Origin of the sequence: Microlunatus flavus (assembly GCF_900110855.1) — a bacterium.
Taxonomy (GTDB): Bacteria; Actinomycetota; Actinomycetes; order Propionibacteriales; family Propionibacteriaceae; genus Microlunatus; species Microlunatus flavus.
Window position 1 is genome coordinate 572,168 of sequence record NZ_FOFA01000002.1, and the last position, 22,262, is coordinate 594,429.

General features: G+C 72.5%; 13 protein-coding genes. 9 read left to right on the top strand and 4 right to left on the bottom strand.

Features of this window, described 5'->3' with window-relative positions; genetic code table 11:
- Positions 1 to 12: 12 nt before the first annotated feature.
- Positions 13 to 5,946 carry a DUF4082 domain-containing protein gene (locus BMY04_RS07045; protein WP_091178387.1) on the bottom strand — a complete coding sequence of 1,978 codons (5,934 nt, stop codon included), beginning with the start codon at positions 5,944 to 5,946 and terminating at the stop codon, positions 13 to 15.
- Between the two features lie 287 nt (positions 5,947 to 6,233).
- Positions 6,234 to 6,854, bottom strand: a complete 621-nt coding sequence (locus tag BMY04_RS07050) for a hypothetical protein (protein ID WP_091178388.1) — start codon at positions 6,852 to 6,854, stop codon at positions 6,234 to 6,236.
- A 139-nt stretch (positions 6,855 to 6,993) separates the two neighbouring features.
- On the opposite strand from BMY04_RS07050, the gene dxr reads away from it, so the two are divergent.
- The 7 genes from dxr (at position 6,994) to BMY04_RS07085 (ending at position 16,047) form a co-directional block, all read left to right on the top strand.
- On the top strand, positions 6,994 to 8,280 hold the full coding sequence (gene dxr, locus BMY04_RS07055) for a 1-deoxy-D-xylulose-5-phosphate reductoisomerase (protein ID WP_198409971.1): 1,287 nt from the start codon (positions 6,994 to 6,996) through the stop codon (positions 8,278 to 8,280).
- Between the two features lie 12 nt (positions 8,281 to 8,292).
- Positions 8,293 to 9,591 (top strand): M50 family metallopeptidase, encoded by a 1,299-nt coding sequence (locus BMY04_RS07060; protein WP_091178390.1) that lies wholly within the window; start codon positions 8,293 to 8,295, stop codon positions 9,589 to 9,591.
- Between the two features lie 115 nt (positions 9,592 to 9,706).
- Positions 9,707 to 10,813 (top strand): glycosyltransferase family 2 protein, encoded by a 1,107-nt coding sequence (locus BMY04_RS07065; protein WP_198409972.1) that lies wholly within the window; start codon positions 9,707 to 9,709, stop codon positions 10,811 to 10,813.
- Complete coding sequence (ispG, locus tag BMY04_RS07070) at positions 10,810 to 11,985, top strand: flavodoxin-dependent (E)-4-hydroxy-3-methylbut-2-enyl-diphosphate synthase (protein WP_091178391.1); 1,176 nt, start codon at positions 10,810 to 10,812, stop codon at positions 11,983 to 11,985. Before BMY04_RS07065 ends, ispG begins: the two co-directional genes overlap by 4 nt.
- A gap of 29 nt (positions 11,986 to 12,014) precedes the next feature.
- Positions 12,015 to 12,893, top strand: a complete 879-nt coding sequence (locus BMY04_RS07075) for a GNAT family N-acetyltransferase (protein ID WP_198409973.1) — start codon at positions 12,015 to 12,017, stop codon at positions 12,891 to 12,893.
- A 46-nt stretch (positions 12,894 to 12,939) separates the two neighbouring features.
- Entirely contained in the window at positions 12,940 to 14,388 is a 1,449-nt protein-coding gene (argG, locus tag BMY04_RS07080) for an argininosuccinate synthase (RefSeq protein ID WP_091178392.1), read from the top strand.
- Positions 14,389 to 14,706: 318 nt separating this feature from the next.
- Positions 14,707 to 16,047, top strand: a complete 1,341-nt coding sequence (locus tag BMY04_RS07085) for a glycoside hydrolase family 6 protein (RefSeq protein ID WP_091178393.1) — start codon at positions 14,707 to 14,709, stop codon at positions 16,045 to 16,047.
- Here the strand turns inward: BMY04_RS07085 and BMY04_RS07090 are convergent.
- Positions 16,037 to 17,035, bottom strand: a complete 999-nt coding sequence (locus BMY04_RS07090) for an alpha/beta fold hydrolase (protein WP_091178394.1) — start codon at positions 17,033 to 17,035, stop codon at positions 16,037 to 16,039. The genes BMY04_RS07085 and BMY04_RS07090 overlap by 11 nt on opposite strands.
- 86 nt (positions 17,036 to 17,121) lie before the next feature.
- Between BMY04_RS07090 and BMY04_RS07095 the strand changes: the two genes are divergently transcribed.
- Both BMY04_RS07095 and BMY04_RS07100 read left to right on the top strand, forming a co-directional pair.
- Positions 17,122 to 18,372, top strand: coding sequence for an MFS transporter (locus BMY04_RS07095; protein WP_232506156.1), 1,251 nt, complete (start codon positions 17,122 to 17,124; stop codon positions 18,370 to 18,372).
- A gap of 59 nt (positions 18,373 to 18,431) precedes the next feature.
- The gene (locus tag BMY04_RS07100; RefSeq protein WP_198410006.1) at positions 18,432 to 20,201 is read left to right on the top strand and encodes a proline--tRNA ligase; all 1,770 of its coding nucleotides are present in this window, start codon (positions 18,432 to 18,434) and stop codon (positions 20,199 to 20,201) included.
- Positions 20,202 to 20,219: 18 nt separating this feature from the next.
- Here BMY04_RS07100 and BMY04_RS07105 read toward each other — a convergent pair whose 3' ends face one another.
- Positions 20,220 to 22,205, bottom strand: coding sequence for an amino acid transporter (locus BMY04_RS07105; RefSeq protein ID WP_332452311.1), 1,986 nt, complete (start codon positions 22,203 to 22,205; stop codon positions 20,220 to 20,222).
- Positions 22,206 to 22,262: the final 57 nt, after the last annotated feature.

Here is a 22,262-nt window from a genome sequence, read left to right on the forward strand (position 1 = left end):
CGTGTCGGCAGGTCAAACGGAGACGAGCACGTCCACCCAGTAGTTCGTCGAGCTCGCGTTGGTCGGGAAGACGTCGCCGAAGCCGGTCCGCGCACCCGAGGCCGGAACGCTCAACGGCCCGGAGGTGTACGCGGACGAGTACCCGGAGGTGGTGGTGGACCAGTTCCCGGCGGGCGCGTAGTAGCTGGCGGTGTAGGCCGTGCCGGCCGTGATCGAGATCGGTGTGGCGAACGTCGCGGTGCGCCACCCCGTCCCGGTCTGCGTGGTGGTGGCACTGCCCAGCACGGCGCCGCTGCTGGAGTACAGCTTCACCGTCTTGCCGGTGTTCGTGGACGCCGCGTAGTAGCGGATCGCCGTCACCTTCCCGTCCCGGCTCGAGGAGAACTGGACGCCCAGCGTGGACGTCGTGGTGCTCGTCGAGGTGGCGCTCGGGGTCCGGGTGGTCGTGTACAGGCTGAAGGTCTGGGCGGCCGTGGTGAAGGACCAGGTGACGGGGCTGGCCATCGGCACGCCGGAGGTGTTGCTCGCGCTGACCGAGGCCGTGTAGCTCGTCGAGCTGGTGAGGTCCGACGTCGGGTTGAAGGTCGCCGTCCGGGTCGTCGCGCTGTAGCTGACGGCGCCGGGCACGGTCGTGCCGCTCGCCGACTTGAGCGTGACGGCGAGCGTGCCGCTGTTGATGGCGCGGGCGAAGGTCGCGGTCACGTTCGTGGACGCGGCGACGTTCGTCGCCCCGGCGGCCGGGCTCTTCGCGCTCACGCTGGGCTGGTCGGTGTCGGCGGTGGTGAAGGACCAGGTCGTGGGGCTCGTCATCGCCACGCCCGACGTGTTCTTCGCGGTGACCGACGCCGTGTGGCTCGTGAAGCTGGCGAGCGCCGACCCGGGCTTGAACGTGGCGGTCCGGCTCGTTGCGTCATAGGTCGTCGTGCCCGCGACCGAGGCGCCGGCGCTCGTCTTGAGGGTCAGCACCACGGAGGCAGGGTCGATGGCGCGGGCGAAGGTCGCCGTCACCGAGGTGCCCGCACCCACCCCCGTCGCGCCGGCGGCGGGCGAGGTGCTCGACACCGATGGCGCTGCGGCGTCGGCGGTGGTGAAGGTCCAGGTCGTCGGCGCGGTCATCGCCACGCCGGAGACGTTGGAAGCCGTGACCGACGCGGTGAAGCCGGTCAGGCTGGCCAGCGCAGCCGACGGGGTGAAGGTCGCGGTGCGCGTCGTGGCGTCGTAGGCCGTCGTCCCCGCCACAGCGGCGGACGTGGCCGTGTTCTTGACGCCCAGCACGACCGAGGTGGGGTCGACCGCCCGGACGAAGCTGGCCGTGACCTTGGTGGTCGGAGCGACCGCGGTGGCCCCCGGCGCGGGGCTCGTGCTCGCCACGCTCGGCGGGTCGGTGTCGGCCGTGCTGAAGGTCCACGTCTTCGGGGCGCTCATGCTGATGCCCGAGGTGTTGCGCGCCGAGACCGAGACCGTGTAGCCGGTGTTGCTCGCGAGCGCGCTGCCCGGGCTGAACGTCGCCGTGCGGGTCGTGGCGTCGTACGTGGTGGCGCCCGGCACGACCGTGGCGTCACTGGTCCGCGACACGGTGAACAGCGCCGACGCAGGGTCGATGGGCGAGGCGAAGGCGGCGGTGACCTTGGTCGACGTCGGCACGCCGCTGGCCGCGTCGGCAGGGCTGACGGTCGTGACCGTCGGCGGCTGCGTGTCGGCGGTGGTGAAGGACCAGGCCTTCGGGCTGGCCATGGCGACCCCGGAGGCGCTCGAGGCGTTCGCCGTCGCCGTGTAGACCGTGGCTCCGAGCAGCGGGCTCGCCGTGGTGAACGTGGCGGTCCGGCTGGTGGCGTCGTACGCGACCTGACCCGGGACGGCGGCACCGCCCTGGTCCGCCAGCGCGAGCTGGAGCGAGGCCGGGTCGATCGCGGCGCTGAACGTCGCCGTGACGGCCGTCGTGGTCGCCACGCCCGTCGCGTCCTTGGCCGGGCTCGTCGAGCTCACCGTGAGCGGCGCGTCGTTGTTGGTGTCGAAGACGACGTCGACGTAGTAGTTCGTGTTCGCGTACGTCTGGTTGGGGAAGCCGTCCCCGTAGTGGTAGACGCTGCTCGGGTCCACGCTCTTGAGCGGGGTGTTGGTCACCGGGCTCGCGAAGTAGTTCAGGTCGGCCGAGTAGTGCCCGTTGGGCGCGTAGTAGGCCGCGACGTAGGTGGTGCCCGCCGTCACCGGGACGGTGCTGGAGAAGCTGGCGGTCTGCCATCCGGTGCCGTTGTCGTCGAACGTGAGGTCGGCGAGACGGTCACCGGTCGCGGAGTACAGGGTGCCGGTGTGCGTGCCCGTGTTGCTGGCGTCGCGCCAGTAGCGCAGGCCCTTGACGTAGCCGTTCGTCGTCGGGGTGAACTTCAGCCCGAGCGTCACCGCGTCCTTGTCGCCGGAGTCGCCCTGCGCCGGCTGGGTGGTGGTCTTCAGCAGCGAGCACGGGCACGCGGCAGCGCCGGAGGTGGTGAAGGTGAAGGTGACGCTCCCGCTCATCTTGGCGCCGTCGGCGCTGATCGCGCCGCTGACGGTGGCCGAGTACTTCGCGCCCGGGTCGAGGCTGCTGGAGGGGACGAAGGTCGCCGTCGAACCCTGCGACTCCGTGCCGTTGTTGCCGGCCACGGTCGCTCCGTCGGAGATCCGCTTCACGACGATGGTCGCCGACCCCGGCTGGATCGGCACACCGAACATGACCTGCACCTTGTCGTCCACCGGCACCGAGGTCGCCCCGTTGCCCGGGGAGGTCGACAGGACCGTGGGGCGGACGCCGGCCGGGGTGAAGACCGGGTCGACGAAGTAGTTCGCCGACGACCCGCTCGTCGGGGCGGCGCTCGCGGTGTAGGTGTAGCGGCCGCCGTTCGCGGGCGTGCTGAGCGGTCCGTTCGTCAGCGAGCCGGAGAGCCCGTTCGCCGTGTAGCCGTAGCGCCCGTTCGACGTGTACGAGACGACGTAGGTGGCGCCCTTGGTGACCTGCTGGGGCGCGGAGAAGGTGGCCTGCTGCCAGCCCATGGAGGACTCGGTGGTGGTGACGGCCTCGGCCACCTTGGTCGTGCCCGACCACAGGTCCACGGTGTGCGGTCCGACGTCCTCGAACCGCTTGTAGAAGCGCACGGCGGACACCTGGCCGTTCTGGGAGGCGACGAAGGCCGTGCCCAGCTTGACACCCGGGGCGTCGTTCTCCGGCCCGGTCACCGGCTGGTCGGTGTCGTTGAAGAGGGTGCACGGGCAGTCGTTCGGGATGCCGTCGGGGTCGACGGTCGTGAAGCTCCACTGGGTCGGCGCCGCCAGCGTGCTCGCGTTCACGGTGACCGTGTAGGTGGTGCTCGTGCCCAGCCCCTGCGCCGGGTTGAACGTCACCTTGGTGTTCGTCGAGTCCCACGTGGTCGTGCCCGGGATCAGGTTCTGCGCGGCGTCGACCACCTGCAGGGTCACCGACGCGGGGTCGATCGGCTTGGAGAACGTGGCGGTGACGAGCGAGGTGGTGGCCACCGAGCTGGCGCCGGCCTTCGGTGCCTGCGCGACGACGGTCAGCGGGCTGGTGTCGGTGAGCGAGAACACGGGGTCGACGTAGTAGTTCGTCTGGCGGTACGAGGTCGACGGGAACGCCGCGCCGTTCGCGAAGACACCGTTGTCCACGCCCGCACCGCCGGCAGCGGTGAGGTTGCCCGCGTTGAACGAGCGGGTGAAGAAGTAGGAGTCGGCGGAGTAGTGGCCCTTGGGCGCCGAGTACCCGGCGACGTAGGTCGTCCCCGGCTGCACGGCGACCGGCTTGTCGAAGACCAGCGTCTGCCAGCCGCTGCTGGTCTCGTTGGCGAAGACGCCCGCCGCCAGGATCGCCCCGCCCGAGGAGTAGAGCGTCCCGGTGTGGGAGCCGGTGTTCGCCGACGACTTGTAGAAGCGCACGCCGCTGACGAAGCCCGCGGTCGACGTCGTGAACTTCGTCCCGAGCGTGACCGCGTCGGTGTCGCCCGAGTCGACCTGCTTGGGCGTGGCCACGCCGAAGAGGGTGCACGGGCAGGCCGAGTTCACGGCGACCGAGACCGGTGCGGAGGTGCGCGCCGAGTCGTCGGTCGCCCGCACCTGCACGGCGTTGGCGCCGTTGCCCGTGAGGATGCCGGTGTAGGACCAGGTCGTGGTCCCGTCGGCGGGGTGGAAGCTGGCTCCGCCGTCCACCGACACCTCCACGCCGGCCACCTGGCCGCCGACGTCGCTCGCCGTGCCGCTGACCGTGAGCAGCGAACCCTCGGAGAGGTCCTTGCCCGCGGTGGGGGACACGATGCTGACGGTCGGCGGGGTGATGTCGGTCGAGGGCGTCACGGCCGCGATGCCGGGAGCCGGCGTCGTCGCAGGCGCCGACATGTCGGTGAGGACGTTGATGGTCGCCTGGCGCATCCGCGGGTCGGCGGTCGTCGCCGCGCCGTCGTGGGCGGAGTCGAGCCCCCAGGACCACTGGATGGTGCCCGCGGAGAACACCAGCGCCCCGCTGGCCGCGCGGTAGAGGGTGATGTGGTGCGTCGTCGTGCTCGGCTGCACCTGGTTGCCGAAGTCCATCAGGTACTCGGGCGTGCTCCCCGTGGCCGTCGACATGCGGATCAGCCCTGCGGGTCGGGAGCCGTTGTCGACGTCCTCGTTAGACTCGTAGCCGACGGTGTGGTCGCTCAGCGAGGCGGTGGTGCCGCTCGGGAGCGAGGCCAGGGCGCTTCCCCGCCAGATCCGCAGCTTGCCCTCGGCCGAGCTGACCTGGATCGGGAAGTCGTCGAAGTTGGCCTGGTACTGCGTGCCGATCAGGGCGTTCTCGGGGCCGTAGCCGTAGCCGAGGTCGCCGAAGCGGGGGTCGCGCCAGGTGGCCTGGACGTCGGTCCCGGGTCGGTCGATCCGCTTGTTCGCCCAGGTGTCCTTGTAGTCGACCAGGGTGCGGTTGGGCGTGCTGGTCCCGTCCTGCGAGGGCTCGAGCAGGGTCTTCCAGTAGACGTCGTTGCCGCCGAAGAAGGCGAGGTTGACCTTGGCGTCGCGCGCGTCGGTGACGTTCTTGCGCTGGCTCGCCGTCCAGTACTCGTCGTGACCCACCGACAGGAAGACCTTGTGCTTCGGCAGCAGGGCCGGATCGGTCGCCACGTCGATGCCGGAGACGTAGGAGACGTCGACGCCGTTCTGCTCGAGCGTCCTCAGCATCGGGTACTCGTTGGAGAACAGGAAGTCGCGACCGGAGTTGTATCCCCGCGTCGAGTACGGGCGGTTGTAGCTCAGCTTGTACGCGCGTCCGTTGGCGCCGCCCTGGTAGAAGTTCGACCCCCCGTACATGTTGTAGGCCTGCCACGTCGAGTCCGAGGTCTGGAAGACGGCCGCCGACGTGTTGCCGTCGTTCCGGACGACGAAGGGGATGTGGGAGTCGCCCTTGGTGTCGCTACGGATCAGGCGCGCGATGTAGACGCCGGAGACCGAGGTCGAGGGCACGTTCCAGGAGGCGGAGACCGCCCAGGTGCCGCAGTCGACCAGCTGGGTCGAGTCGTCGGTCGCGCACGGCGCCTGGGTCTGGGGCAGGGGCACCGAGGGGGAGATGGTGGTCACGAGCCGGGCACCGTTGCCCTGGTACCAGCCCAGTCGGTAGATCTCCACGGTGTAGGCGCGTGCGTCGGTGTCGATCTTGAAGTCGATGCGCGACCCGGCGTTGACGCTGGTCGCGGTGGCGAACCCCTGGATGCTGGTGTCGCCGACGCCGTCCACGTCCCAGACGCTCTGCGGGGTGCCCGGGAGCTGGTTCTCGCACACGATCGCGTTGCCGCTGCACGCGGCCGCGGCCCTCTCGGCCGGCAGCACGAGCACCGACGCGACCATCGCCAGGATGATCGCCGCCACGACGGTCCAGCGCCGCTTGACCGTGCGCGCCGTCGACGACGACAGCGTTGCGTGCTCGTAGGTCCTCGTCATGCCGCCGCCCCCCGGTCGGAATCCACCGCCGCAGGACGGTGTCCCGCCGCCCCCCGCGGCAGGTCCCGGGCGGCGCCGTCCACCGGGGACGCTCGTGGAGACGAGCGAGGTCGGTGGCCGTGCAGGCCGGGCTCCGAGAAGACTAACGGCCCATTCTCAGGAACGCGGGTGAAGCAAGAATTGCCTGAGAGCGACCTGCGCGTGTAGGTCCTTCACCCGCCACCCACCACCCGGCGTACGAGCGAGGTCGCAGCGCGAGCAGCGGCTCCTCGCAGGTGGCCGGGGCGTCAGCCGGTGACGACCGAGCGCACCGAGTCCGTGACGGACTGCTTGACGTAGTCCTTGGCCTTGCCGTTCACCTGCGCCACGAGCTCCACCTTGAGGTCGACCCGCAGCGTCTGCGCGCCGCGGTCGACGGCCGGGATGGAGAACACCTGGATGTAGGCGTAGGACTGGCTGACCAGGTAGCCCGGGTTGATGTTGGTCGTGTCCACGATCGGGTCGGGACCCGGGAGGAAGGTGTTGCCGTCGTCGATCACCGACCGGACGGAGGCCCGGGTCAGGTAGATCTTCTGCTTGGCCGACCGGTCCTTGCTCACCTGGACACTGACCTGCAAGGGCGTCCCGCTGTCGCTCGCCCAGCGCGGTGGGGGCGGGGTGGAGTAGTCGATGACAAGGGTGAGGCCGCCGGACCGGACCGTGTGCCGCACGGAGCCCTTCGCCAGCTCGTCCACCGGTGCAGCCGTGGAGCTGCTCGGTGACGCCTCCGTCGGCTCCTCGCTGGGAGCGGCCGACAGCGACGGGGACGGCAGGGCCCCGCCCACCGGGGACGACTGGCCGCAGGCGGCGAGTCCCAGCGCGAGCACCGTCGCGAGGACGGCCGGCGCGACCGCCCGCCTTCGACCCATCGTTCCCCCCCCAGAGCAGTGCTGTCGCACAGACGTACGTGAGACAGCACGGTAGTGACCTGGAGGCGCCCCGGCAGGCCATTCGTCGAAGTCGCTCGCCCTCACGCTCCACGACCACGCCCCTGACACACTGAACCCCGTGCGCGACGTGGTGGTCCTGGGCAGCACCGGTTCGATCGGGACGCAGGCGCTCGAGGTTCTGAGCGCCAGGCCGGAGGAGTTCCGCGTCGTCGGGCTCGCGGCGGGCGGGGCGTCGGTGGAGCTGCTGGCCCGCCAGGCGCTCGAGACGGGGGCGCGGGTCGTGGCGGTCGCCCGGGCGACGGCGGTGCAGGACCTGCAGCTGGCGTTCTACGCGGAGGCGAGCCGGCGCGGGTGGTCGAGCGGCGAGGCGACGCTGCCCAAGATCCTGGCCGGCCCGGACGCGGCGACCGAGCTCGCGGCCATGCCCTGCGACGTGGTCCTCAACGGCATCACCGGCTCCACCGCGCTGCGCCCGACGCTGGCGGCGCTCGCGGCCGGGACCACGCTGGCCCTGGCCAACAAGGAGTCCCTCGTCGTCGGCGGGCCGCTGGTGCTCGCGGCGGCCGCGCCCGGCCAGATCGTGGCCGTCGACTCCGAGCACTCCGCCATCGCGCAGTGCCTGCGCGGCGGCCGGGCCGAGGAGGTCGACCGGCTGGTCCTGACGGCGAGCGGGGGACCGTTCCGCGGCCGTACGCGCGCCGAGATGGCCGACGTGACGCCGGCGCAGGCGCTGGCCCACCCGACCTGGGACATGGGCCGCGTCATCACCACGAACTCCGCGACCCTGGTCAACAAGGGCCTCGAGCTGCTCGAGGCGCACCTGCTCTACGGCGTCGACCTCGACCGGATCGACGTGGTCGTGCACCCGCAGTCGCAGGTGCACTCGATGGTGCAGTTCGTCGACGGCTCGACGCTGGCCCAGTGCTCGCCGCCGGACATGCGGCTGCCGATCGCGCTGGCGCTCGGCTGGCCCGACCGCGTCCCGGGCGCCGCGGCGCCGAACGACTGGTCCCGCCCGCAGAGCTGGACCTTCGAGCCCCTCGACGAGGAGGCGTTCCCCGCGGTCGCGCTGGCCCGCACGGCCGGCCGGCACGGCGGCAGCGCACCGGCGGTCTACAACGCCGCGAACGAGGTCTGCGTCGACGCCTTCCACGAGGGCCGGCTGGGGTTCCTCGGCATCGTCGACGTCGTGGCCCGGGTTCTCGGCGAGCACGTGGGCGAGCGCGTGAGCACGCCTGAGCACGGACGTGGCGCGACGGCTGAGGAGCGACCCGGCGCCGACGTACGCTCGACGCTGGTCACGAGCGACGACCTCACCCTGGAGTCGGTGCTCGCGGCCGACGCCTGGGCGCGGGCCCGCGCCGCGGAGCTCGTGGCGGAGGCGTCGCAGCAGTCGGACTCCTAGGAGGGGCACACGGTGGACCTGGTCGTCTACGTCCTCGGCGCCGTCGTCTTCTTCGCTCTGGTGATGGCCTCCATCGGCCTGCACGAGATCGGGCACCTCGTGCCGGGCAAGCTCTTCGGGGTCAAGACGACGCAGTACTTCGTCGGCTTCGGCAGGACCCTGTGGTCGACCCGTCGCGGCGAGACCGAGTACGGCGTCAAGGCGATCCCGCTGGGCGGCTACGTCCGCTTCGTCGGCATGTACCCGCCGAGCAAGGAGCACCCCCACCAGGTCCGCAGGACCCGCACGGGGCTGTTCCAGACGATGAGCGACCAGGCGCGGGCCGCGGAGTGGGAGGACATCCGCCCCGAGGACGACGGCCGGCTGTTCTACCAGAAGCGCGGCTGGCAGAAGGTGATCATCATGGCCGGCGGCCCGATGATGAACATCCTGCTGGCGTTCGGGCTGCTGCTCGGCGTGACCGCGACGTACGGGGTCAACCGGCCCCAGCTGACCGTCGCCGAGGTCCAGCCCTGCATCGTCCCCGGGAACGCGACCGACACCTCCTGCACGGGCAAGGCCCCGACGCCGGCGGCGGCGATGGGCCTGCAGCCCGGGGACCGCGTGGTGGCCTTCAACGGCAGGCCCGTGGACAGCTGGTCCGACGTCTCGACCCTGATCCGCGGCAACCTCGACCAGCCGGCCCAGCTCGCCGTCGTCCGGGGCGGCCAGCGGGTCGAGCTGCCGACCGTGAACACCGTCGTCCAGGGCGTGCCCGACGCGCTCGACCCGTCCAAGCGGGTCGCCGCCGGCTTCCTCGGCGTCGTGCCGACCGTGGAGCGGGTGCGCGGCGGACCCGTCGCCGTCGTCCAGGACATGTGGACCATGACCGAGCAGACGGCCGTCGCGCTGGTGCACTTCCCGGCCAAGGTCTTCTACACCGGCTACAACCTGGTCACGGGCAAGCCGCGCGACCTCTACGGACCGATGAGCATCCTCGGCGCGAGCCGCGCGGCCGGCGAGATCGCCTCGACGCACCAGATCGGCACCGCCGACAAGGCGGCCGCCCTGTTCTCCGTGCTCGGCTCGGTGAACCTCTTCGTCGCCCTGTTCAACTTCGTCCCGCTGCTGCCGCTGGACGGTGGGCACATCGCCGGCGCCCTGTACGAGGCGGTGCGCCGGCGCCTCGCCGCGCTGTTCCGCCGCCCCGACCCGGGCTTCGTCGACACCGCGAAGATGCTGCCGGTGGCGTACGTCGTCGGCCTGCTGATCGCCGTCTCCGGCTTCGTGCTCATCCTCGCCGACGTGATCGACCCGATCCGGCTCTTCTAGGGGCCCGGGGGCCCGGGTTCCGTCGCGGCGAACCCCTCCCACTACCCCGTCGACGGGGGCGACAACCAGGACCTCGGTCCCGCGTCAGGAGCCCGAGCACGGGTAGGCCCGCGGCATGCCGTCCCCGCCCGACCCCCTGCGCCCCGCGCCGCTGGCGATGGAGTACGTCCTCCCGCTGCGCTGGGGTCCGGAGGCCGATCCGCGCGACGCGGTGGCGCTGGCGGCGTACCTGGAGCGGCTGGCGACCTGGCTGGACGTCACCGTGGTGGACGGTAGCCCCGCGCCCGTCTTCGAACGGCACCAGGCCCTCTTCCCGCGGTCGGTGCGTCACCTCGCCCCGGGACCCTGGCCGGGCTGCAACGGCAAGGTCGCCGGCGTGATGACCGGCGTCCGTACGGCGCGCCACGCGAACGTCGTCATCGCCGATGACGACGTCCGCTGGGATCGGCCCGGCCTGGCCCGGCTGGACCGGCTGCTGGCGCAGGCGCCCCTGGTCCGCCCGCAGAACGTCTTCGTCCCGGCACCGTGGCACGCCCGGGAGGACACCGGTCGCTCCCTGCTCAACCGCGCGCTGGGCGCTGACTACCCGGGCACGTACGGGCTCCGCCGCGACGCGCTGCTCGACGCCGGTGGCTACGACGGCGACGTCCTCTTCGAGAACCTCGAGCTGGCCCGGACGCTGCGGGCCGCGGGCGGACGCGAGCTGTGCGTGCCCGACCTCTTCGTGGTGCGGGTGCCGCCGACCGCGCGCCAGTTCCTGGGCCAGCGGGTGCGGCAGGCGTACGACGACCTGGCCCAGCCGCCGCGGCTGGTCTGCGAGATGGCGCTGCTGCCGGCTGCGCTGACGCTCCTCGACCGGGCCGCCCGGTCCGACCGCACGACGACGCGGCGCGCGGCCCGGCGGGCCCTCACGGTCCTGGCCCTGAGCCCCGTCCTGCTCGCCGAGGTCGGCCGCCGGCGGCACGGGGGAGCGACGGTCTACCCGGCCACGGCACCGCTGTGGGCGCCGTTCTGGCTCGCCGAGCGCGCGGTCTGCGTCTGGCTCGCGCTGGGTCACCGGCTGCGCGGCGGGGTGCCCTACCGCGGGCAGCGGCTGCGGGTGGCGGCGCACGGCGTCCGCACCCTGCGGCGCCGCGTGCGGCCCGTGCTCGGGCGGCTCGCCGAACCTTCGCCGTCCGGGTCGGTGCCCGAGGGGCGCGCGGCTACGCTGAACTCGCCATGACCACCGTGAACCTGGGCCTGCCCGCCCTGCCCCCGCCCGTCCTCGCCCCCCGCCGCAAGACGCGCAAGATCAAGGTGGGCAAGGTCGACGTCGGCGGCGACGCTCCGATCAGCGTGCAGTCGATGACCACGACGCTCACCTCGAACATCAACGCGACCCTGCAGCAGATCGCCGAGCTCACCGCGACCGGCTGCGACATCGTGCGGGTGGCCGTGCCGAGCCAGGACGACGCCGACGCGCTGCCGGCCATCGCCGCCAAGTCGCAGATCCCGGTGATCGCCGACATCCACTTCCAGCCCAAGTACGTCTTCGCCGCGATCGACGCGGGCTGCGCCGCGGTCCGGGTCAACCCGGGCAACATCCGCGCCTTCGACGACCAGGTCAAGGAGATCGCGCGGGCCGCGAAGGACCGCGGCACCTCGATCCGGATCGGCGTGAACGCGGGTTCTCTCGACAAGCGCCTGCTGGCCAAGTACGGCAAGGCGACGCCCGAGGCGCTGGTCGAGTCCGCGCTGTGGGAGGCGAGCCTGTTCGAGGAGCACGACTTCCGCGAGTTCAAGATCAGCGTCAAGCACAACGACCCGGTCGTCATGGTGCGCGCGTACGAGCTGCTCAGCGAGTCGTGCGACTACCCGCTGCACCTGGGCGTGACCGAGGCGGGCCCGGCGTTCCAGGGCACGATCAAGTCCTCCGTCGCGTTCGGCGCGCTGCTGAGCAAGGGCATCGGTGACACGATCCGCGTCTCGCTCTCGGCCCCTCCGGTGGAGGAGGTCAAGGTCGGCCTGCAGATCCTGCAGTCGCTGAACCTGCGCCCCCGCAAGCTCGAGATCGTCTCCTGCCCCTCGTGCGGGCGGGCCCAGGTCGACGTCTACAAGCTCGCCGACGCCGTCACCGCCGGGCTGGAGGGCATGACCGTCCCGCTGCGCGTGGCCGTCATGGGCTGCGTCGTCAACGGCCCGGGCGAGGCCCGCGAGGCCGACCTCGGCGTGGCGTCGGGCAACGGCAAGGGCCAGATCTTCGTGCGCGGCGAGGTGATCAAGACGGTGCCGGAGGCCGACATCGTCGAGACCCTCATCGAGGAGGCCATGCGCCTCGCCGATGAGATGCCTCCCGGCGAGGAGAGCGGCAGCCCCGAGGTGCTCGTCGCGGGCAGCGCCCCGGCCCGGGTCTGAGCGCCGCGTGAGCCGGGTATGAGCTCGCGGTGACCGCGACGAGGGCCGGCGACCGCACCGGGGTGCACGGACGCGGACGCGTGCGGGTGCTCGGCCGCGACGACGTGCCCGCGGCCATCCGGGTGCTCTCCGAGCGACCCGTGGAGAACGTCTTCGTCGCCGCCCGGATCCGCGCGGCCGGGCTCGACCCGGCCACGCTCGGCTGCCAGGTGTGGGGCTACGAGCGCGAGGGCACGCTCGTCGCGCTCTGCCACGCCGGCTCCAACCTCGTGCCGGTCAACGCCGACGAGGAGGCGCTGCAGGCCTGGACGGAGTACGCCGGGCGGCAGCGCATGTGCGCCTCGATCATCGGTCCGTCCGACGTCGCCATGCGCTTCTGGCACCTGCTCGGCGAGCGCTGGGGCTCCTCGTGGTCCGAGGTGCGCGACGTCCGGCCGCACCAGCCCGTCATGACGATCGCGGGAGAGCCGCAGGTGGCGCCCGACCCGCGCGTGCGGCGGGTGACCCTCGAGCACTGGGACGCCTACACCGACGCGGCGGTCCGCATGTACACCGAGGAGATCGGCGTCTCGCCCGTCTCCGGGAGCTCGGCGGGCTACCGCTTCTACGTCCGCCAGCTGATCACCAGCGGGCGGGCGTTCGGGCTCTTCGACGGCGACCGGGTGCTGTTCAAGGCCGACCTCGGCTCGGTCTCCGGAACGGTCTGCCAGGTGCAGGGCGTCTGGCTCGACCCGGACGTGCGCGGGCGGGGCATGGCCCCCGCCGCCATGGCCGCTGTCGTCGGGCTGGCCCGCTCGGTCGTGCCGACCGTCTCGCTCTACGTCAACGACTACAACCGGCCGGCACGCGCCACGTACGAGCGGGTCGGCTTCACCCAGGTCGGGGAGTTCGCGACCATCCACTACTGAGTGGTCGCGTCGGCGCCCGGTGCTCCGGGCCCGTTAGCGTGGCCCCATGTCCAAGGTCCTCACCAGCCTGCCCGTCGGTCAACGGGTCGGGATCGCCTTCTCCGGCGGCCTCGACACCTCCTGCGCGGTCGCCTGGATGCGTGACGCGGGAGCGGTGCCCTTCACCTACACCGCCGACCTCGGCCAGTACGACGAGGACGACCTCGTCGGCGTCCCCGGCCGGGCCAAGGTGTACGGCGCCGAGGAGGCCCGCCTCGTCGACTGCCGTTCCGCCCTCGTCAACGAGGGGATCGCCGCGATGACCTGCGGCGCGTTCCACATCCGCTCGGGCGCCCAGACCTACTTCAACACCACGCCGCTCGGCCGCGCGGTGACCGGCACGCTGCTGGTCCGCGCGATGCACGAGGACGGCGTCTCCATCTGGGGCGACGGGTCGACGTTCAAGGGCAACGACATCGAGCGGTTCTACCGCTACGGCCTGCTCGCCAACCCGGGTCTGCGCATCTACAAGCCGTGGCTGGACGAGCGCTTCGTCACCGAGCTCGGCGGGCGCAAGGAGATGTCGGAGTGGCTCCTCGCCCACGACCTGCCCTACCGCGACCCCACCGAGAAGGCCTACTCGACCGACGCCAACATCTGGGGCGCCACCCACGAGGCCAAGTCGCTGGAGCAGCTGAGCACGACGATGGAGATCGTCGAGCCGATCATGGGCGTCCGGTTCTGGGACCCCGAGGTCGTCGTCGAGCCCGAGGACGTCACGCTCACCTTCGAGGGCGGGCAGCCCGTCGCCATCAACGGCGAGGAGTTCGCCAGCGACGTCGACCTCGTCATCGCCGCCAACACCATCGGTGGCCGCCACGGGCTCGGCATGTCCGACCAGATCGAGAACCGCATCATCGAGGCCAAGAGCCGCGGCGTTTACGAGGCGCCGGGCATGGCGCTGCTCGTGCTCGGCTACGAGCGGCTGCTGTCGGCGATCCACAACGAGGACACGCTCGAGGCGTACTTCACGCAGGGCCGCCGGCTCGGCCGCTTCCTCTACGAGGGCCGCTGGTTCGACCCGCAGGCGCTGATGCTCCGCGAGGGGCTGCAGCGCTGGATCGCCTCGCCGGTCACCGGCAGCGTCACGCTGCGGCTGCGCCGCGGCAACGACTACACGATCCTCGACACGACGGGCCCGGCGCTGTCGTACCAGCCCGACCGGCTGTCGATGGAGCGCAACGCGAACGCCGCCTTCGGCCCGACCGACCGCATCGGCCAGCTGACGATGCGCAACCTCGACATCGCCGACACCCGCACCCGGCTGCAGGGCTACGCCGAGCGCGGCCAGCTCGTCGCGAAGGACCACCTCCGCTCCGACATCACCCTGCACCTCGACCTCGGCGACGTCACCGAGAACCTGTCCGCGTACGCCAGCAATCGCGAGCTCGAGAGCGGCAGCACCGGCGAGCCCGAGACGCTCGACCGAGCCGCGTGGGAGTCCGGGACGGACTGAGCGGGGACGCTCCCTGAGCTGGTCGAAAGGCCCGGAACGGGTCGGCGTCCCCGCACCTCTGGGGACGCTGACCTCTTCGAGGCCCTTCGACGGGCTCAGGGAGCGTTCTGCGGCCCTTCGACAGGCTCAGGGAGCGCTCCGTGGTCCTTCCCGGGCCCGATCGGTGTTGACCGATCAACAGCTCCCCAGCCGTTTGGGAGCGTTCCCGCGCGGTAACGCCGACCTGTAGAACCTGGCAGCGCGGCCGGGGTCCGCAAGGTCCGTCCGACGCGCGGCGGGTCGCACCGTGCGACCCGGGCCAGCGAGGTCGGGAGCACCATGACCCATCCAACCCTCCGTCGGGGCGCTGCCGCCCTGGCCGGCGCCGCGCTGCTGGCTGCGGCGCCCTTCGCCACCGTCACCGCGTCCGCGGTGACCGCCCGTCCGCTGTCCGGCAAGACGCACTTCTACGTGCCGCCGGCCGCCGACGGGGCGAAGGAGCAGATCGACCGGCTGTGGGACCACGGCCGTGACCGGGCCGCTGCGCTGATCAAGGCGGAGGTGAGCACGCCGCAGGCGGTGTGGTTCACGGACGGCACGCCGAAGCAGGTCCGCAAGGCGGTCCGCAAGGTCAGCGACAAGGCCGCCAAGAAGAAGGCGGTGCCGACCCTCGTCGTCTACAACGTGCCGGGCCGCGACTGCTCGCAGTACTCCTCGGGCGGCGCCGGCTCCGACGCGGCCTACCGCGCCTGGATCGACGGCTTCGCCAAGGGTCTGCGGAACAAGCAGAAGGTCGTCGTGGTCGTCGAGCCCGACGGCCTCACGAACCTGCCCGCCGACTGCCCCGGGGCCTACCCCGGCCAGGACGCGGGAACCTTCCCGAACCCGGAGCCCGGCACCCTGACCGCCGGGCGCATCGCCGACATCGCGTACGCGGGCCAGGTGATCCGCAAGGCGAACCGCAAGGCGCTCGTCTACCTCGACTCCGGCCACAGCGCCTGGAAGAGCGTCGCCGACGCGACCGCCCGGCTCTCCGCCGCCGGCGTGCGCGACGTCCAGGGCTTCTCGCTCAACGTCTCGAACTACCAGTTCACGCCGAACCTGTCGGAGTACGGGACCTGGATCTCGAGCTGCCTGGCGCTGCACCCGGACGCCGCCACGACCACCCCGACCGACTGCGGTGACCAGTACTACAGCGGCGGCCCCGCCAACGGGAACGTCGGCGTGGCGCTCGACCCGCAGCAGGTGTGGAGCGCCACGGCGAGCGACCCGACCGCGAACACCTCTGGCATCGACTCGCGGTACGCGGCCGAGCTGCAGGCCGCCGGTGTGAAGCCGAAGGCGCACTTCGTCGTCGACACGAGCCGCAACGGGCGGGGTCCGTGGGTCCCGGCCGCCGGGACCACCTACCCCGACCCGCAGGTCTGGTGCAACCCGCCGGAGCGCGGCCTCGGTGAGCGGCCGAAGGGGCACCCGGCGAAGGCGTACCCGCAGCTCGACGCCTACCTGTGGATCAAGACGCCGGGCCAGTCCGACGGCCAGTGCAACCGCGGCGTCGCGGGCAGCACGACCGACCCGGAGTGGAACGGCCGCACCGACCCGGCCGCAGGCGCCTGGTTCGGCAAGCAGGCCCTCCAGCTGGCGCGCCTGGCTTCGCCGAAGCTGGAGATCAAGCGCTAGTGCCACCCGGGCGGGTGGAGGTCCGCGCGACGACGCGGTCGACGAAGTCGACGATCTCGCGCTCGACCTCCGCCCGCGTGGTGGGCTCGTTGTGCACCTCGTGGCGCACCCCGGTGAAGACACGGGTGCGGACGTCGGGGTGCCCGGACGCGACGAGGCGGTTCGCGACGTGGTACGCGCCCTCGCCGTAGTTCGTCACCGGGTCCTGGTCGCCGGCCAGGACCAGCACGGGCAGCGCGGCGGGCACGCCCGCGTACCAGTCGTCGCCGTTGACCCGGTCGTAGAGGTCGACGAAGCCCTGCAGGAAGCGCGCGCTGAGCGGCGCCCCGAAGTTGTTGAAGGGGTCGCGGGCGTGGTCGGCCACGACGTCGGCGTCGAGGGCGACCCAGGCCGTCGGGCCCGCCCCGGGCTCGTAGCGCTCCAGGAAGCCGTCGAACAGCTGGCCCACGAGCTCCATCGGGGCCGGGTCCGCGGCGTGGTCACCGGCGGACAGCTCGGCGAGCGCCGCCCGGTCGACGACCTGCTCGATGCCGTGCATCTGCGCGGCGATCCCGCCCAGCACGAGGCCGGCGACCGGCGCACCGGCGCCGGAGGCGGCACGGGGCAGCAGGCCCCGCGCGATCATCGAGCCCCAGCTGTGGCCGTAGACCACCCAAGGCAGCCCCGACGCGCGGTCGCCCAGCCGCGCACGGGCCTCGTCCTGCAGCGTCAGCGTGTCGGCGACCACGACCCGGGCCGCGTCCTCGCCGGCGTCGGCCCAGACGCCCGACTCCATCGCGGTCCGGCCGTGACCGGCGTGGTCGTCGGCCACGACGACGAAGCCCGCGTCCAGCAGGGTCGAGACCAGGTGCAGGTAGCGGCGCGAGTGCTCGCCCAGCCCGTGCACGACCTGGACGACCGCCCTGGCCGGGACTACGGGTTCGTAGACCCACGCCTGGATCGTGTCCCGGTTGTTGGCCGAGGTGAAGGTGATCTCCTGCAGGGCCACGCCGACCGCCTCTCCCCGGCGGCGCCGCCGGGCTCACGCGAACGGTAGCGGTCGTCCCTGGGCGGGCGGCTGGAAGAGTGCGCGGGGTGAGCCCGGAGCGCGCTGCCGTGCCGGCGCTGCCGCGCGCGTTCCGGTGCTTCTGGTGGGGCGAGGCGGTCTCGGGCTTCGGCAACGCGGTCACCGGCCTGGCCCTGCAGACCCTCGTGGTCGTCACCCTCGGCGGCACGGCCGTCCAGGTGGGGTGGCTGAACGCCGCCCGGTGGCTGCCGTACCTGGTGGTCGGCCTCGTCGTCGGCGCGCTCGTGGACCGGGTCCGGCGACGGCCGGTGATGGTGGCCACCGACCTGCTCCGGGCGCTGCTGCTGGCCCTGGTCCCGTTCGCCTGGGCGCTCGGCGTGCTAAGCCTGCCGCTGCTGCTGGGCGTCGTGCTCGCCTTCGGCGCGGCGTCGCTGGTCAACGACGCGGCCTCGCAGTCGTTCGTGCCACGGCTCGTGCCCCGCCCATCGCTGCAGCGGGCGCACGCCCGGCTGGACGGGGCGGCCGCGGTGGCGCAGACGGCGGGGCCGGCGGTCGCCGGTCTGCTCGTGCGGCTGGTCGGCGCGCCGCTCGCGGTGCTCGTGGACGCCGCGAGCTACGCCTTCTCCGCGGCCGTCGTCGCCTCCCTGCCCGACGTCGTCGAGCCGTCCCGCGTGCGCGACCGGCTGACCGCCCGGGACCTCGCGGGCCAGGTCGTCGAGGGGGTGCGCTGGGTCTACGGCCGGTCCGGGCTGGCCCGCCTCGCCGTCGCGACCCACGTCTGGTTCGTCGCCCAGGCCGTCCTCCTCGTGGTGGCGGCGCCGTACGCGTTCCTGCGGCTGCACCTGAGCGCGCTCCAGCTCGGCCTCGTGTACGCGGTCGCGGGCGTCGGCGCGCTCGTCGGGGCGGTGGTGAGCACCGCGGTCGGCCGCCGGGTCGGCACCGGCGGGGCGATCGTCACCGCGCACCTCACCAGCGCGGTCGGTGCCCTGGTGATGCTCGCGGCGCTCGCCGCATCCGTGGGCTGGCCGGGCGCCGCGGTGCTCGCGGCCGGCCAGCTGCTGCACGGCTGGGCGATGGGCCTGAGCAACTCCCACGAGATGAGCTATCGCCAGGCGCTGACCCCCGACGCGCTGCAGGCCCGCACGAACACGACGATGCGGTCGCTGAACCGCGCCGTCGTGGTCGTCGTCTCGCCCCTCGCCGGGCTGGGCGCCGACCGGTTCGGGTACGGCTGGGCCCTCGGGGCCGTCGCCGCCGTGTTCACGCTGTCGGGGATGCTGCTGCTCCTCTCGCCCTTCCGTCGGGCACGGGCGGGCTGAGCGGAACGCGCTCGGTCGCCAGGGGCCGCGTCGCCTAGGGTGAGCCGGTGATCTCGCGGATGTCGGAGCTGTTCGTGCGCACCCTGCGGGAGGACCCGGCCGACGCGGAGGTGCCCAGCCACACCTGGCTCGTCCGCGCGGGCTACATCCGCCGCGCGGCGCCCGGCATCTACTCCTGGCTGCCGCTGGGGCTGAAGGTCCTGCAGAACGTCGAGCGCATCGTCCGCGAGGAGATGGACGCGATCGGCGGCCAGGAGGTGCGCTTCCCCGCGCTGCTGCCGCGCGAGCCGTACGACGCGAGCGGGCGCTGGACCGACTACGGGCCCAACATCTTCCGTCTGCAGGACCGCAAGGGCGCCGACTACCTGCTCGGGCCGACGCACGAGGAGATGTTCACGCTCCTGGTGAAGGACCTGTACTCGTCCTACAAGGACCTGCCGCTCACGCTGTACCAGATCCAGACCAAGTACCGCGACGAGCCGCGGCCCCGCGCGGGCATCCTGCGCGGGCGCGAGTTCGTCATGAAGGACTCCTACACCTTCGACATCGACGTCGCGTCGTTCCGCGAGCAGTACGCGGCGCACCGGGCGGCGTACATCCGCATCTTCGACCGCCTTGGCTTCGAGTACGCGATCGTGTCGGCGATGTCCGGGGCCATGGGCGGGTCGGCGAGCGAGGAGTTCCTGGCGCTGTCGGAGACCGGCGAGGACACCTTCGTGCGCTCGCCCGGCGGCTACAGCGCCAACGTGGAGGCGGTGCGGACCCCGCTGCCCGACGCCGTGCCGTTCGACCACGTCCCGGCCGCGCACGTCGAGGACACCCCCGACACCCCGACCATCGCGTCGCTGGTCGCCCTCGCGAACGAGCGTTTCCCCCGCGACGACCGGCCCTGGAGCGCGGCCGACACCCTCAAGAACGTCGTGCTCATGGTGACGCAGCCCGACGGCAAGGCCGCCCCGCTCGTCATCGGCCTGCCCGGCGACCGCGAGGTCGACCTCAAGCGGGTGCAGGCCCAGCTCGAGCCGGCCGACGTCGAGGTCTTCGACGCCTTCGAGGACTACCCGATGCTCGTCAAGGGCTACATCGGCCCGCAGGTGCTGGGCGCGGAGTCGGGCAGCGGCATCCGCTACCTGGTCGACCCGCGGGTCGGCGAGGGCACCCGCTGGATCACCGGGGCCAACGTTAGCGGCCAGCACGTCTTCGACCTGGTCCGCGGCCGCGACTTCGACGCCGACGGGCTGATCGAGGCGGCCGAGGTCCGCCCGGGCGACCCGGCGCCGGACGGCTCGGGCCCGCTGGAGCTCGCCCGCGGCATCGAGATGGGGCACATCTTCCAGCTCGACACGAAGTTCTCCGAGGCCCTCGGCCTGCGCGTGCTCGACCAGAACGGCAAGCTCGTCACGGTGACGATGGGCTCGTACGGGCTGGGCGTGTCGCGTGCGGTGGCGGCGGTCGCCGACAACACCTGCGACGACAAGGGCCTGTCGTGGCCCCGCGAGCTCGCGCCCTACCTCGTCCACGTGGTCGTGGCGGGCAAGGACCCCGCGGCGCTGGCCTGGGCGACCGAGCTGGCCCAGCAGCTCGACGACGCGGGGGTCAGCGTCCTGCTCGACGACCGCAAGGCGAGCCCGGGGGTCAAGTTCGCCGACGCCGAGGTGCTCGGGATGCCGACCATCGTCGTCGTCGGCCGCGGCTTCGCCGACGGGATGGTCGAGCTCCGCGACCGGCGCAGCGGCGACCGCCGCGACGTCGGCCTCGACGACGCGCTGGCCGAGGTCACCGCGCACGCGCACGGCCGGCTGAGCATCGACGCGTCGGTGCGCAGCTAGCCGGTCGCGGACCCCGGCTCAGCCCACGTGCACGTGCGGGCGGCGTGAGCGGTCGCGCTCGGCGCGGCGCAGCACCTCGCGGGTGACGGGCGCGGCCTCGCCGACCCCGAAGAGCAGGAAGCGCAGCAGGTTGACCGCCGGGTTGCCCTCCGTCCACTCGAAGTAGACGTGCGGGCGGCAGCCGGTGCGGTCGCGCACGGCCAGCATCAGGGCGGCGATCGCGTTCGGCACCGTCGGCCCGCTGAGCCGCAGGACGCGGTAGCGCCCGCAGCGAACCTCGCCCACCACGTCGAGGCGGCTGCTGAAGTCCGACGGGTCGGTGATCGTGATCTCGACGAAGATCACGTCGCTGTCGGGCAGGTCGTTGTCGCGCGTCACCTGGCGCAGCTTCTCGCTGTACTCCGCCCGGTCGCCGCGGTCGGGCTCGTTGGCCACGAGACGGATCGTGCGGTGCGCGCAGTCGCGGATGAACCGGGCCGCCAGGTCGTCGAACGTCACGTCCGTGACGCGCAGCTCGAAGGCCCGCCCCAGCCGTGAGGCGAAGGAGACCGCGAGGATCGCGGCGATGAAGATCGCGGCGATCTTGACGCCGTCCGGGCGCTCGACCACGTTGGCCGCCGTCGTGTAGCCGAAGACCAGCGTCACGATCCCGAAGGCCACCGTGCGCCGCCGCTGGCCGGCGTGGTGCGCGGCGAGGGTGACGGCGAGGGCCGCCGAGGTGATGAGCACGAGCACGCCGGTCGCGTACGCCCCGCCCTGCGCGTCGACGTCGGCGTCGAAGACCACGGTGATGAGGAAGGCGCCGGCGGTGAGGATCAGCACGAGCGGGCGCACGGCCCGCGTCCAGCCCGGCGCCATGCCGTAGCGCGGCAGGTAGCGCGGGATGAGGTTCAGCAGGCCCGCCATCGCCGACGCGCCGGCGAACCACAGGATGGCCACGGTCGAGGCGTCGTACACGCTGCCGAAGGTGCCGCCGAGGTAGGAGTGCGCGAGGTAGGCCAGCGCCCGCCCGTTGGCCGGGCCGCCGGGCTGGAACGCCGCGGCGGGGATGAGCAGCGTGGTGACGAGGCTGCTGGCGATCAGGAAGACGCTCATGATCACCGCGGCCGTGGTGAGCAGCCGCCGGGCACCGCGGATGCGACCCGTCGGGCGCGCGGCCGTGTCGCCCTCGGCGTCGGCGACGTGCGGCATGATCGCGACGCCGGTCTCGAAGCCGGAGAGGCCGAGCGCGAGCTTGGGGAAGACGAGCAGGGCGATCGCGACGACCATCAGCGGGTCGCCGCCGTGCTGCTGCAGCAGCGCGACCTTCCAGTCGACGAACAGGTGCGGCGCGGTCAGCACGTGCTGCACCCCGACGGCGATGACGACGACGTTGAGGACGAGGTAGACCCCGACCAGCCCGACGGCGATGCCGATCGCCTCGCTGAACCCGCGCAGGAACACCGCGCCCAGCAGCCCGAGCAGGACGAGGGTGACGACGACCTGGTGGCCGCCGAGGTACGGCGCGAGGTGCGGGTTCTCGGTCAGGTGCGCCGTCGCGTCGGCCGCGGACAGCGTCATGGTGATCATGAAGTCGGTGGCGGCGAAGCCCAGCAGCACGAGGACGAGGAGCTTGCCCTTCCAGAACGACATGAGCCGCTCGAGCATGGCGATCGAGCCCTCGCCGTGCGGGCTCTCCTGCGCGACGCGGCGGTAGACGGGCAGCGCCCCGAGCAGGGTCAGCGCGACGAGCACGAGGGTGGCGAGCGGCGACACCGCCCCGGCGGCGAGGGCCGCGATGCCCGGCTGGTAGCCGAGCGTGGAGAAGTAGTCCACGCCGGTCAGGCACATGACCTTCCACCAGGAGTGCTTCTTCTCCGTGGCGGCCGGCGCGGCGTGCGGGCCGGGGTGGCCCGCGGGGTGCCGCTCCGGGTGCGCGTCGGTGCCGTCCATCAGCCAGGCGCGGACGGGGTGGGGTGCGGGCCCGGTACGGGTGGTGCTCCCGGGCACGACGGTGGTGGTCACGGCTCTCTCGCAGCTCTCGGTCGACGGGGACCGCGCGTGCGGCCCTCCACCCGAGTA

What these genes read in the sequence shown, in the direction of transcription:
- BMY04_RS07045 (WP_091178387.1), bottom strand. Translation starts at nt 5,946, where the DNA reads ATGACGAGGACCTACGAGCACGCAACGCTGTCGTCGTCGACGGCGCGC.
- BMY04_RS07050 (WP_091178388.1), bottom strand. Translation starts at nt 6,854, where the DNA reads ATGGGTCGAAGGCGGGCGGTCGCGCCGGCCGTCCTCGCGACGGTGCTC.
- BMY04_RS07065 (WP_198409972.1), top strand. Translation starts at nt 9,707, where the DNA reads ATGCCGTCCCCGCCCGACCCCCTGCGCCCCGCGCCGCTGGCGATGGAG.
- ispG (WP_091178391.1), top strand. Translation starts at nt 10,810, where the DNA reads ATGACCACCGTGAACCTGGGCCTGCCCGCCCTGCCCCCGCCCGTCCTC.
- argG (WP_091178392.1), top strand. Translation starts at nt 12,940, where the DNA reads ATGTCCAAGGTCCTCACCAGCCTGCCCGTCGGTCAACGGGTCGGGATC.
- BMY04_RS07085 (WP_091178393.1), top strand. Translation starts at nt 14,707, where the DNA reads ATGACCCATCCAACCCTCCGTCGGGGCGCTGCCGCCCTGGCCGGCGCC.
- BMY04_RS07100 (WP_198410006.1), top strand. Translation starts at nt 18,432, where the DNA reads ATGTCGGAGCTGTTCGTGCGCACCCTGCGGGAGGACCCGGCCGACGCG.